At 36.0% G+C, this 12,885-nt stretch carries 11 protein-coding genes; 2 read left to right on the top strand and 9 right to left on the bottom strand.

What is annotated here, in order from left to right; all coding sequences use genetic code 11:
- Window positions 1–223: 223 nt before the first annotated feature.
- From rplI to rpsF, 5 genes are all read right to left on the bottom strand, one after another.
- A complete protein-coding gene (rplI, locus tag ACEN33_RS05200; RefSeq protein ID WP_407090722.1) occupies window positions 224–676 on the bottom strand; it encodes a 50S ribosomal protein L9 in 453 nt (150 codons plus the stop codon).
- 12 nt (window positions 677–688) lie between these two features.
- Complete coding sequence (locus ACEN33_RS05195) at window positions 689–2,692, bottom strand: DHH family phosphoesterase (RefSeq protein WP_407094687.1); 2,004 nt, start codon at window positions 2,690–2,692, stop codon at window positions 689–691.
- 179 nt (window positions 2,693–2,871) lie between these two features.
- A complete protein-coding gene (rpsR, locus tag ACEN33_RS05190; protein WP_138403756.1) occupies window positions 2,872–3,105 on the bottom strand; it encodes a 30S ribosomal protein S18 in 234 nt (77 codons plus the stop codon).
- A 41-nt stretch (window positions 3,106–3,146) separates the two neighbouring features.
- Entirely contained in the window at window positions 3,147–3,698 is a 552-nt protein-coding gene (gene ssb / locus ACEN33_RS05185) for a single-stranded DNA-binding protein (RefSeq protein ID WP_407089873.1), read from the bottom strand.
- A 38-nt stretch (window positions 3,699–3,736) separates the two neighbouring features.
- The gene (rpsF, locus tag ACEN33_RS05180) at window positions 3,737–4,036 is read right to left on the bottom strand and encodes a 30S ribosomal protein S6 (protein WP_338486829.1); all 300 of its coding nucleotides are present in this window, start codon (window positions 4,034–4,036) and stop codon (window positions 3,737–3,739) included.
- A 236-nt stretch (window positions 4,037–4,272) separates the two neighbouring features.
- On the opposite strand from rpsF, the gene serC reads away from it, so the two are divergent.
- Complete coding sequence (gene serC, locus ACEN33_RS05175; protein ID WP_407089872.1) at window positions 4,273–5,373, top strand: 3-phosphoserine/phosphohydroxythreonine transaminase; 1,101 nt, start codon at window positions 4,273–4,275, stop codon at window positions 5,371–5,373.
- Window positions 5,370–6,563, top strand: coding sequence for a 3-phosphoglycerate dehydrogenase family protein (locus ACEN33_RS05170; protein WP_407089870.1), 1,194 nt, complete (start codon window positions 5,370–5,372; stop codon window positions 6,561–6,563). The genes serC and ACEN33_RS05170 overlap by 4 nt, the downstream gene beginning before the upstream one ends.
- A gap of 71 nt (window positions 6,564–6,634) precedes the next feature.
- On the opposite strand, the gene gyrA is transcribed toward ACEN33_RS05170, so the two are convergent.
- The 4 genes from gyrA to yaaA are packed head-to-tail and all read right to left on the bottom strand — an operon-like array spanning window position 6,635 to window position 12,567.
- Complete coding sequence (gene gyrA / locus ACEN33_RS05165) at window positions 6,635–9,250, bottom strand: DNA gyrase subunit A (protein WP_407089869.1); 2,616 nt, start codon at window positions 9,248–9,250, stop codon at window positions 6,635–6,637.
- 45 nt (window positions 9,251–9,295) lie between these two features.
- Window positions 9,296–11,215 carry a DNA topoisomerase (ATP-hydrolyzing) subunit B gene (gene gyrB / locus ACEN33_RS05160; protein WP_407089868.1) on the bottom strand — a complete coding sequence of 640 codons (1,920 nt, stop codon included), beginning with the start codon at window positions 11,213–11,215 and terminating at the stop codon, window positions 9,296–9,298.
- Window positions 11,216–11,218: 3 nt separating this feature from the next.
- Window positions 11,219–12,340 (bottom strand): DNA replication/repair protein RecF, encoded by a 1,122-nt coding sequence (gene recF, locus ACEN33_RS05155; RefSeq protein WP_407089867.1) that lies wholly within the window; start codon window positions 12,338–12,340, stop codon window positions 11,219–11,221.
- Window positions 12,340–12,567: a S4 domain-containing protein YaaA gene (gene yaaA, locus ACEN33_RS05150; RefSeq protein ID WP_138403764.1), complete on the bottom strand. Its 228-nt coding sequence runs from the start codon at window positions 12,565–12,567 to the stop codon at window positions 12,340–12,342. The genes recF and yaaA overlap by 1 nt, the downstream gene beginning before the upstream one ends.
- Window positions 12,568–12,885 lie beyond the last annotated feature (318 nt).

Below are 12,885 nucleotides of genomic sequence, written 5' to 3'. Positions count from 1 at the left end.
ACACCTTTACAATATCAGAATGGGGTTCTTTTTTCATCACTTAACAGGTGAAAATGAAAAAGTAAATTTAAGCTGCCGTTAGGCAGTTGGCACATGTTTCAACGAAAAGTATGAATTGTTCAGGTATTTACATGTTTATAATTTTTCCCAGTAAAAAAGTGTATTCATTGGGTTGAATTCCAATGAATACACTTTTGAATTATTTACTTTGTATCATATGAAGTTATTGTTCAACGATATGTACTTTAATATCTGCTGTGACTTCACTATGAAGTTTCACTGGAACGTTGTAACGACCTAAAGAGTTTAGATTTTCACCTAATTGAATTTTACGGCGATCAACTTCGATGTTATATTGCTTTTCAAGCTCTTCTGCTATTTGTTTAGAAGGGATAGTACCGAATAATCGACCATCTTCTCCTGTTTTAGCAGCAATTGTAACAACAGTTTCTTCTTTTTCAATCGCTTCTTTAATTTCTTTAGATTCAGCTAGTTCTTCTTTAGCTAGTCTAGCTTCAGCTTCTTTTTTAGATTTTAACTGATTTAAAGCTGCACCATCCGCTACTTTAGCTAAATTGTTCTTGATTAGATAATTACGCCCGTAACCATCTGATACTTCAATCACATCACCTTTTTTACCTTGTTTCTTAACATCTTTTAATAGAATTACTTTCATTTAAAGTCCTCCTTATTCTTTATTTATTTCTTCTGATAATTGAATGTAGACCTCTTCAGTCGTTTTATCTTCAATTTGCGTTGCAGCATTTGATAAATGACCTCCGCCACCTAATCTTTCCATGATCGTTTGTACGTTGATACTTCCTAAACTTCGTGCACTAATCCCTACAACAGAATCACTTCTACGGTAGATAACAAAAGAAGCCTCAACACCTTTAACGTCTAATAATACATCAGCAGTTTGTGATGCAGTTATATTATCAAAGACTTCTTCATCAGGTCCAATGATGACCGCAAAGCCTTCTTTAACGAATTTTGTATTCTCAATGAGCTTATTACGCTCTATTAAATTAGATAAATCTTCTTTGAGCAATCGTTGAATCTGAACTCGGTCAGCACCCCGCGATTTTAAATAACTTGCGACATCGAAAGTTCTAGAACCCGTTCGAGATGAGAAGTTATTTGTATCTACAATCACCCCAGCAAGTAATGCTGTTGCTTCAAACTTGTTTAAAGCTTCATTCGTATTACGCATATTAATGAAAAATTCAGTAATCAACTCCGACGTTGATGAAGCGTAGGGTTCAATATATGTAAGAACCGTTTGCTCTGGAAATTCTTCTCCACGGCGGTGATGATCAATAATAACAACATCATGACCATTTATCAAATCTTCAGCCTCACTTAATGATGGACGATGATGATCAACTAAGATCATTAATGTTTCATCTGTTGTAAATTTCTCAGCATCTTCTTTATTCACGAAGATATCTTCATCCCATAAGTATCGTGCTTGATCTAAAGCCAATAATTGTCGAATGTCTTGGTTAAACTCATCTTCATTAATAAGAATACGAGCCGGAACACCGAAAGATCTGACAATCTTATAAATACCTATTGCAGAGCCCATAGAGTCCATATCAGGGGTTTTATGACCAGATATGAGTATTTGCTCTGTTTGTTGAATTGACGTGCGTAAGGCCTGAAAAACTAAGCGTGACTTTATATTTGTACGTTTCTCTGTAGGATTTGTTTTACCACCATAGAATCTCGCTTTACCAGATTCCGATCTTACGACAATTTGATCGCCACCGCGTCCTAGTGCTAAATCTAAGTTAAGTTGTGCTTGGTCTGATAAGTCATCGATACGATAACTTGGTGAATCTGGATAAGATATGCCAATACTAGTTGATAATGGCATATTTCTTAAGGAATTGCGTTCACGCATCTCATCGAAAAACTTAAACTTATCTTTCTCAAGTTTATCAAGCACATATTGGTTTAGAAGTAGAATAAATTTTTCCTCATTGATTCGTTTAGTAAAAACGCCATAGGATTCAGCCCATTCATTGATATCATTCAATATAATAGAGTCAAAATTGGTTGCCTGTTGATCATCGAGGGTTTCCACAATCTCGTTATAGTCATCCAAGAAAAGATAACCGAATACAACTTGATCGAATTTCTTCTGTTCTCGAATCAACACTTCATCTGTTACATCAATCATATATAATGCTTTCACATCTGTTTGGTGTAATATACGGTAATACCGGTCCATAAAAGGAACAGTATGCCAATGTTTATCAGATTCAATTGCTATCATTTTGTCAAACTCTTTATTTATAGATACTAGTGGTTCTCCAAGTAACTCCTGCGATCCAAACAAATGTTGCATCGCTGGATTGACCCACTTAATGCGATGATTAGAATCTTGACCATATAATAGGATTCCAATAGGAGAGCGGTACATTGCATCTTCCTGCGCACCTCGTACTGATTGAGAGAGGCGACTCGCCATTGTACTTAAGTTACGAATAAAGTTTTCATAATTAAACACAAAAAATACGACAACTGCAATTAGTAATATAAAAAGCATTACACCGATTTCCCAGCGTAACATTAATGCAGCGAGCATAATAATTGTATATAAAATGACTAAACTATAAATTTGCCAACTAATATCTAATGAATGAAATTGTTCAAAGAATGCTTTAAGTCTTTCTTTATTAAACATATTTCACCTCATCTAATTAATAATATACTAAGTATTTTAACATAATCAATGTTCTAATGCTATTGTTCCGAAGTTTACTAACTTTCTGGAAAATATGTTAAAAGTTTCATGTGAAACATTTATGTTATGCGTCAAAAAAAGAGAGTAGAACACGAGGTCCTACTCTCAGCTAATTAAAATTAGTCTTTAATTGTAAATGGAATGAGTGCCATAATACGAGTACGTTTAACTGTTGAAGTTAAAGTACGTTGATGTTTAGCACAAGTACCTGTAACTCGACGAGGTAAAATTTTACCTTTTTCAGATACGAAACGGCTAACTAAATCCACGTCTTTATAATCAGGGTGATCAATATGATTTGCACAGAAAAAACATACTTTTTTTCTGCGTCTTCCACCACGACGTTGTCCCATAGGTGTTATCCTCCTTTATATTTTAAACGAATGTTGAAAGATTAGAATGGTAAGTCATCTTCAGAGATGTCAACTGGCGTGCCATCTTCCATATTAAATGGTGAGTTACCCAATCCTCCACTATTGTTATTTGAATTATTGTTTTGATACGATGATTGGTTATTGTTGTAGTTGTTTTGTTGGTTTTGAGTGTTGTTATTGTTATAACTTTGTCCGCCACCATAACTACTACCGCTATTATTGTTGCTAGTATCCGCAGGTCTTTGTTCTGTAACTGAACGTGGTTCCAATAAATGGAACTGTTCTACAACTACTTCAGTAACATAGACACGTTGACCTTGTTGGTTTTCATAATTACGTGTTTGAAGACGTCCTTCGACTCCAACTTGAGATCCTTTACGAGTAAAGTTAGCAAAGTTTTCTGCTGATTTACGCCAGATTACGCAACTAATAAAATCAGCTTCACGCTCACCTTGTTGATTAGTAAAATTGCGATTAACGGCTATGGTAAAAGTACCTACTGCAATACCCGAAGAAGTAAACTTTAAGTCAACTTCTCGTGTCAAACGTCCCACTAATTGAACTGTGTTCACAATTACAACCTCCTTCAAAGTGTTTCACGTGAAACAAATTAAGCTTCTACTTTAGTAATCATAAAACGTAAGATTCCGCGATTAATCGCAGCTAAACGGTCGAATTCGTTGATTCCTGCAGCATCTGAAGCTTCAGCTGTGATTAAATGATAAATTCCTTCTTTATAATCATTAATCTCATATGCTAAGCGACGTTTTGCCCAGTCTTTCGACTCAACAATTGTAGTTCCGTTTGCTGTTAAGATACCATCGAAACGTTCTACTAATTCATTTTTCTCGTCTTCGTTTAAGTCAGGACGGATAATATATAAAATTTCGTATTTTGTTGTTTGGCTCATTTGGCTTGCACCTCCTTTTGGTCTGATGGCCCTAAAAATTTATTAGAGCAAGGAGAGTATAGTTAAATACTCACATCTATGAATTATACATTTATCATTATTTGATTACAAGCTTTATTTGAAAGTTTTTTATGAGACATTTTACATTGTTTTCATCTTATTTTAATAAAAGTCCTTAGTTTTTATTTTATTTGTGATATAATGCTCATATCATTAATTAAAAAGGAGCGTTTAAGATGAATCGCATTTATAATTTCTCTGCAGGACCATCTACACTGCCAGTTTCAGTATTAGAAGATGTTAGTAAAAACCTAACAAATTACCATGGGCAAGGCCTATCCGTTATGGAAATGAGCCACCGATCTCCATCCTACATGGAAATTCATGCGAATGCTAAACAATCATTACGTAACCTAATGAATATTCCAGATACTTACGAAATATTATTTTTACAAGGTGGGGCATCAACTCAGTTTTCAAGTGTACCATTAAATTTATTAAATAAATCAGGTAAAGCTGATTATATCTTAACAGGAAGTTTCTCTAAAAAAGCTTATAAAGAAGCACTTCGCTACGGTGATATTCAAATCGCAGCAAGTACTGAAGAGGATGATTTTACCTATATTCCAAATAACGACGCTATTAATGTCCGTCCAGATGCTGATTATGTACATTTGTGTTTGAACAATACAATCTATGGTACGCGTTTTAAACCAGAAGAATTACCACAATTTGACGGTATTCCTTTAGTCGCTGATATGTCTTCGAATATTCTATCAGAAGAATATGATGTCTCTAAATTTGGCCTAATCTATGCTGGAGCTCAAAAAAATATGGGACCAGCGGGTCTAACTATTGTCATTGTGCGTAAAGACCTAGTAGGTAAGGCTCAAGATATCACGCCTACAATGCTCGATTATGCGACACAAATTGATAAAGATTCAATGTATAACACACCTCCTACTTTTGCTATTTATGTAGCTGGTCAAGTATTTGCTTGGTTAGAAGAGCAAGGTGGTGTGAAAGCCATCGAAGCAATCAATAAAGAAAAAACGGCTAAACTTTATGACTACATTGACCAAAGTGATTTCTATCAAGGGACAGCTCGTAAAGAGAACCGTTCAATTATGAATGTGACTTTTAGAACCGATTCAGAGGATTTAGATAAAGCTTTCGCTAAAGAAGCCCAAGAAAAAGGTCTACATAACTTGAAAGGACACCGATCAGTCGGTGGCATGCGTGCGAGTATCTATAACGCCATGCCGATGGAAGGTATCGATGCACTCATTAACTTTATGAAAGTCTTTGAAAATGATAATAAGCGAGGTACAAAATGAGCTATACAGAAAAAAGATTTAAAATTAAAACATTAAACAATATTGATGCCAATGCATTAAGTAAGCTAACACACGAATTTACTTTAAATCATAGTGATTCCGAAGCAGATGCCATTATTGTAAGAAGTGCTGATATGCATCAGATGGACTTACCAAAAAAATTAAAATTTGTCGGCCGAGCAGGTTCAGGTGTTAACAATATCCCAATTGATGAATTGACCAAGAAGGGAATTGTTGTTGCAAATGCACCAGGTGCCAACGCAAATGGTGTGAAAGAGTTAGTTCTGTCTTCTTTGATTATGTCTTCAAGAAACATTGAATCGGCCTTAGAATGGACTCAAACGCTCGTAGGCCAATCTGATATTGGATCAAAAGTTGAAGCAGGTAAAAAACAATTTGTTGGACCCGAATTAGCCGATAAGAAAATTGGTATCATTGGTTTAGGTGCCATTGGTGTGCTTGTTGCTAATATGTGTTTAGGTTTAGGGATGGATGTCTACGGTTATGACCCATACTTATCGGTCCAACACGCTCTCGGCTTAAATCCCTCAACAAAAACTCAATATGATATTAATTATATTATGCAAAACTGTGATTACATCACATTACATATTCCATACAATGACAGTACTAAAAATTATTTAAATGCAGAATTATTAGCTGAAGCCAAAAAAGGTCAAATCATTATTAACTGTGCCCGTGGTGGTTTAGTGGATTTAAATGCCTTGGAAGACGCAATTAATAATGGAAGTATAGGTAAATATGTCGTCGATTTCCCTGATGAAAAAACATTAACTATGAAAAATACGATTAATATTCCACATCTCGGTGCATCAACGCCTGAAAGTGAAGCGAATGCAGCAAATATGGTCATTGATCAAGTAATGGATTACTTAAAAAATGGAAACATTCATCATTCAGTGAATTTCCCTACGATTAATTTTGGTCCAATTCAAACAGTTTGCCGTATAACAGTGTTACACCGTAATATTCCGAACATGATTGGTCAGATTACTCATGTACTTTCTCAACACAATCTGAATATTAACCGATTAACGAACAAACCTCGCAATGGATGGGCTTGTACAATGATTGATTTAGACAATGATATCGAAGAAAATGGTAAAATTGCACTTGAAAATATCGAAGGTGTCGTCCGTGTTCGACATCTTAAACCGTCAACAAACTAAGAAAAATAAGCACATAAAAGAAGCGATAAGCTCATCAAATGATGAAAGCTTGTCGCTTCTTTGTTCATTTATTATTCATTATCTTCATCAAACTCTTCTTCAGTATCTTCTACTGCTTCTGAAATTCTTTCTGATAATTCTTCATTGAGTTCAACATCTTCGGAAGTTACTGACTCACGGTCAACTTTGACGTCATCAATATGTTCAATGACCTCTTCCTCTGTAACATCTTTTTCAGCTGCTGGAATCGTAGCGATCGAACTAACAATAGCATCGTCATCTAATCGAATCATACGAACACCAAGGGTAGCACGAGATGTTTGGGAAATACCACCAACGTGTGATCTGATTACAACACCTTGATCAGTCATAATCATCAAGTCTTCATCACCTTTAACGGTCACGATACCTGCTAATTTACCACTCTTCTCAGAGATATTGGACGTTTTCACTCCAAGACCTCCACGATTTTTAGGTGTATATTCTGAAGCAGGCGTTCGTTTACCATAACCATTTTCAGTTACAACTAAGACTTCGTGCTCATCAGTCAATACGTCAGATCCAACAACATAATCGTCATCACGTAATTTAATACCACGGACACCTGTGGCAGTACGCCCCATCACACGAACATCACTTTCATTGAAAGTCATCGCATTTCCGTTATGTGTTCCGATAACAATGTTGTGTTCACCCGTTGTTTCCATAACATTGACTAATTCATCGCCTTCTTTTAAGTTAATTGCGATTAATCCATTTTGACGAATATTATAATAATCTGATGATTTAGTACGTTTTGCTGTACCACTTCGCGTTACAAAGAATAAGTAACTATCAGATTGACCAGATTCTTCGGTTGATTTATTCACTGAAATAATTTGTTTCACTACTTCTCCAGTACCAAGACTAATTAAGTTTACGATTGGTAAACCTTTTGCCTGACGTCCGTATTCTGGAATATCGTACCCTTTAAGGCTGAATACGCGTCCGAGGTTCGTAAAGAATAATAGGGTATCATGGGTTGAAGCTGAGACAAGTGTTTGAATTTCATCGTTATCTCCTAAGCCCATACCTTTAACACCACGTCCACCACGGTTTTGAACTTGGAATTCATCTTGAGTCATTCGCTTCACATATCCGTTAGCAGTTAAAGTGATTAATACATCTTCTTCATCGATTAAATCTTCGTCATCGATGTTCATTAAATCCCCAATTTGTAATTCCGTTCGACGTTCATCGCCAAAACGTGTTTTTAAATCTGTTAATTCATCTTCAATAATTTCAAACATACGCTCTTGGTTACTTAAAATCTCAGTTAAGCGTTCAATCAATGCGAGTAAATCATTGTGTTCTTTCTCAATTTTTTCACGTTCTAAGCCAGTTAAACGAACTAAACGCATATCGAGTATTGCTTGTGCTTGGACATCTGTAAGTCCGTAATTTTCGATTAATTGTGTTTTAGCTGTCTCACCATCACGAGATGAACGGATAATCGTAATAATTTCATCAATATGATCTAAAGCAATCAATAATCCTTGTAAGATATGGTCACGATTTTCTGCTTTACGTTTCTCGAATTCAGTTCTACGACGAATCACTTCAATTTGGTGATCTAAATACTTATCAAGAATATCTTTAATACCTAGGACTTTAGGTACGCCACCGTCAATCGCAAGTATATTAAAACCAAATGACACTTGCATTGGAGTGTATTTGTAAAGGTTATTCAAGACAACACTGGCAGAAACATCACGTCTTACTTCAATAACCACACGTGTCCCTTCACGTGCAGACTCGTCGTTAGCATAAGTAATACCTTCGATTCGTTTTTCACGAGCTAATTCAGCAATACGTTTAACTAAATTCGCTTTATTTACTCCATAGGGTAATTCTGAAACAATAATACGTTCACGATCATTACCAATGGGTTCAATGTCTACTTTTGAACGGATAATGATTTTCCCTTTACCTGTTTTGTAGGCTTTACGAATACCTGATTTCCCCATAACAATACCACCCGTTGGGAAATCCGGACCTGGAATGTGTTCCATAATTTCTTCGACAGTAATTTCTGGATTGTGCATTAGCGCAATCACACCATCAATGACTTCACCTAAATTATGTGGCGGAATATTTGTTGCCATCCCCACAGCAATACCAGCCGCACCGTTTACCAACAGGTTAGGGAAACGAGCAGGTAATACTACGGGTTCTTTTTCTTCTTGAGAATAGTTTTCTTGAAAATCAATAGTATCTTTATTAATATCACGAAGCATTTCTAAGGCAATTTTCGACATACGTGCTTCCGTATAACGCATTGCCGCTGCTCCGTCACCATCGACTGAACCAAAGTTCCCGTGCCCATCCACGAGTAATTGACGGTAACTAAATGGTTGTGCCATACGTACCATCGCTTCATAGATTGCTGAGTCCCCATGGGGGTGATATTTCCCCATAACATCCCCAACAATACGTGCAGATTTCTTATGTGGTTTATCAGGGGTAACTCCTAATTCATTCATCCCATATAAAATACGGCGCTGAACGGGTTTCAAACCATCACGTACATCTGGAAGTGCACGTGAGACAATAACACTCATTGCATAGTCAAGGAATGACGTTCGCATTTCATCTGGAAGATTAATTGATTCAATTTCGCGGTGATTATCTCCGAAAATTTCACTCATATTTTTATTCCTTTCTGTTTATGAGACATAGATACGTTGTAGTAATTATGTATCTAAATTTTGTACATAAACGGCATTTTCTTCAATAAATTCACGACGTGGCGGAACTTCGTCCCCCATAAGCATTTCCATAACATCGTTAGCAATCTCAGCATCATCGATCGTTACACGAAGTAAGCGACGATTTTCTGGATTCATTGTTGTATCCCACAGTTGCTCGTAGTCCATCTCTCCAAGACCTTTATAGCGTTGTAGAGAGTAACGCGCATCTGGATTTTCTGCTTGCCATTTGCGTAATTGTTCGTCTGTATCAAGGTACAATTCTTTTTTACCTTGTTTAATTTGGTAAAGAGGCGGTTGAGCAATATAAATATAACCCGCTTCTAATAAAGGACGCATATAACGGAAAATTAATGTTAATAATAGCGTACGAATATGTGCTCCATCAACATCCGCATCGGTCATCAAAATTAATTTATGATAACGAGCTTTTGATACATCAAATTCAGAACCAAAACCTGTTCCCATTGCAGTAAATAATGAACGGATTTCTTCGTTATTTAAGATACGATCCATTGACGCTTTTTCAACGTTAAGAATTTTACCACGAATGGGTAAAATTGCTTGGTACATTCTTGAACGTCCTTGTTTCGCTGATCCACCGGCAGAGTCACCCTCCACGATAAATAATTCACTTTTTTCTGGATCACGACTTGAACAGTCAGCTAACTTACCTGGTAAGTTAGCAATTTCTAAGCCAGATTTCTTACGTGTCATTTCACGGGCACGTTTTGCTGCATTTCTTGCACGTGAAGCTAAAATACCTTTTTCGATAATGATTTTTGCTACTTTTGGATTTTCTAATAAGAAAGATTCGTAATTAGACGAAAAAAGACGGTCTGTAATTGTACGAACTTCAGAGTTACCAAGTTTCGTCTTTGTTTGTCCCTCAAATTGTGGGTCCGGATGTTTAACAGACAATACAATAGTTAAACCTTCTCGAGTATCATCTCCAGATAAATTATCATCTGAGTCTTTTAGTAAGTTATTTGAACGTGCATAATCATTGATGACACGCGTTAATCCAGCTTTTAACCCAGATTCATGTGTTCCACCTTCGTGGGTATGAATATTATTAGCAAAAGATAGAATTTTAGTTGCGTAATCGGTTGTATATTGTAAAGCAATCTCAACTTGAATCCCGTCAGATTCACCTTCTAAGTAAATTGGTTTCTCATGTAAGACTTGCTTGTCTTCGTTCATGTATTCAACAAAACTTTGAATACCACCCTCATAGAAGAAACTATCTGATTCTTCACGCTCTTCACGTTTATCTTCTAGACTAATACGTAAACCTTTATTTAAGAAAGCTAATTCACGAATACGTTCTTTTAAGATATTGTATTTAAAGTCCGTTGTATCAGTAAAAATCGTAGGATCGGCTTTAAAGTTTACTTTTGTTCCTGTATGTTCAGATGTCCCGACGATTTCCAATTCTTTCGCGATATTCCCGCGTTCAAATTCTTCACGGTATACTTTACCATTACGGGAAACCTCGACGTATAAGTGAGAAGACAGCGCGTTTACGACTGCTGCACCTACCCCGTGAAGTCCTCCGGAAACTTTATAACCGCCACCACCGAATTTACCTCCAGAGTGAAGCATCGTAAAGACGGTCTCAACAGCGGGACGACCCGTTTTTTTTTGAGTATCTACTGGAATTCCACGACCATTATCGGTAACTGTAATTGTATTATCCGCTTCGATAACGACTTCGATATGATCACTATAACCTGCAAGTGCCTCGTCAATTGAATTATCAACGATTTCCCACACTAAGTGATGTAAACCATCAATACTTGTCGTACCTATATACATACCCGGACGCTTACGAACCGCTTCAAGACCTTCAAGGACTTGAATCTGATTCGCGTCATAGTTTTGTTCATTAATATTATCTGGCATGTTCTACTCTCCTTCTTCGGTAATCTGCCCATCTTCAACATACAAGATTTGTGCATGTTCTAATTGTGTCAGGTTTAACCCTTTAATTGTAGCTGTAGTCAGGAATGTTTGAACTTTCCCTTCAATCTGGCTCATTAATATATGTTGTCGATTATCATCTAATTCAGATAAGACATCATCCAATAGTAAAATTGGATATTCTCCAATCCGATTATTTAGCCATTCAATCTCAGCTAACTTCAAAGATAGGACAATTGTTCTTTGCTGTCCTTGCGATGCGAAGTTTTGTGCATCTTTTTCATTCAATGCAAAATACAAATCATCACGATGCGGCCCATAAGCGGTAACGCCCCGTTCTTTTTCTCTTTCTAGAGAATTCTCATATAAACGATGGAATTGTTGGTCAAGTGTATCTAATTGCTCATAATCTAACTTCGATGTACTGCTCTTATATTCCAAACTCAAAATATCACGTTGATTTGAAAGTGACTTATGAATAGGGCGAGCAAGTTCATCAAGAGCTTCTACAAATTCAATTCGATAAGTAATGATTTCAACCGCTTTTTCGATAAGTTGGTCCGTAATCACATCAAAATAAACTTGATCAAATTGTTTTTTGTAGCCATTCTCTTTTAAATAGCGATTGCGCTGCTTTAAAATGCGATTGTAATCAAGAAGTGCTTGTAGATAAACTGGATGGGATTGACCCAACTCAGAATCTAAAAATTTGCGTCTCAAACTAGGAGAACCTTTGATTAACTGAAGATCCTCCGGTGCGAATAAGACGACATTTAATTTTCCAATAAAATGACTTAGCTTTGCTTGTTCAATATGGTTTACCTTAGCAATTTTACCTTTAAGGCCAAAAGACAGTGACAAAGGAAAGTCATAATTTTTGGTTTCAATTGTTGCTTCAACTTGAGCGTAAGATTCACCCCAACGAATTAACTCATTATCATGGTTGGTCCGATGACTTTTTGCCATGGATAACAAAAAAATCGCCTCAAGGAGATTGGTTTTTCCTTGGGCATTTTCACCAGTTAAAATCGTTAAGCCGTCATTAAATGTTAAGTCAAGCAATTCATAATTACGATAATTTTTTAGTTGTAATTGCTTTACTTTCATTAATCTCTATTTTTAATGAATACTTTTACTTCCTCGTGAGGGAATTCGATGACATCGCCTTCGCGTAATTTACGTCCACGGCGTTGTTCTTCTTCATCATTTACATAGACAAAATATTCACTTAAATACCATTTTGCCATTCCACCACTTTGGATAATATCAGTAATTTTTAAAACTTGACCTAAAGTTACATACTCCGTCGTAATTTCTATTACACGTTCATCCATTTTTTATCACCCAATCAGCATATTTATTCTCTTATATTATACCTTTAAATCGGCTAAACATCAAATTTAATAGCTATTTTTACGTCATTTTAGCTTTTAAATACATTATTAGGTAGAAAAGCTTATTTTTTAACATTTACCCAAAACCGTCTATTTTTTGTATTTATGGAAAATGACCGATTTGGCAACTAATTTTAAAATAATTCTTCACGCTTAGAAAAGTTATGCACATGGGGATAACTTTTCTAAGGGAAACTACTTATTTTCGCAACAGTTCATTATAACTTAGTTGCTCGTTTCAGACAACTTAATAAAAAA

Origin of the sequence: Ruoffia sp. FAM 24228, from assembly GCF_045528575.1 — a bacterium.
Lineage (GTDB): Bacteria > Bacillota > Bacilli > Lactobacillales > Aerococcaceae > Ruoffia > Ruoffia halotolerans.
The sequence above is the reverse complement of the archived record's forward strand: the minus strand, read 5'-3'. Positions and strand labels throughout refer to the sequence as shown.

What these genes read in the sequence shown, in the direction of transcription:
- rplI (WP_407090722.1), bottom strand. Translation starts at nt 676, where the DNA reads ATGAAAGTAATTCTATTAAAAGATGTTAAGAAACAAGGTAAAAAAGGT.
- ACEN33_RS05195 (WP_407094687.1), bottom strand. Translation starts at nt 2,692, where the DNA reads ATGTTTAATAAAGAAAGACTTAAAGCATTCTTTGAACAATTTCATTCA.
- rpsR (WP_138403756.1), bottom strand. Translation starts at nt 3,105, where the DNA reads ATGGGACAACGTCGTGGTGGAAGACGCAGAAAAAAAGTATGTTTTTTC.
- rpsF (WP_338486829.1), bottom strand. Translation starts at nt 4,036, where the DNA reads ATGAGCCAAACAACAAAATACGAAATTTTATATATTATCCGTCCTGAC.
- serC (WP_407089872.1), top strand. Translation starts at nt 4,273, where the DNA reads ATGAATCGCATTTATAATTTCTCTGCAGGACCATCTACACTGCCAGTT.
- ACEN33_RS05170 (WP_407089870.1), top strand. Translation starts at nt 5,370, where the DNA reads ATGAGCTATACAGAAAAAAGATTTAAAATTAAAACATTAAACAATATT.
- gyrA (WP_407089869.1), bottom strand. Translation starts at nt 9,250, where the DNA reads ATGAGTGAAATTTTCGGAGATAATCACCGCGAAATTGAATCAATTAAT.
- gyrB (WP_407089868.1), bottom strand. Translation starts at nt 11,215, where the DNA reads ATGCCAGATAATATTAATGAACAAAACTATGACGCGAATCAGATTCAA.
- recF (WP_407089867.1), bottom strand. Translation starts at nt 12,340, where the DNA reads ATGAAAGTAAAGCAATTACAACTAAAAAATTATCGTAATTATGAATTG.
- yaaA (WP_138403764.1), bottom strand. Translation starts at nt 12,567, where the DNA reads ATGGATGAACGTGTAATAGAAATTACGACGGAGTATGTAACTTTAGGT.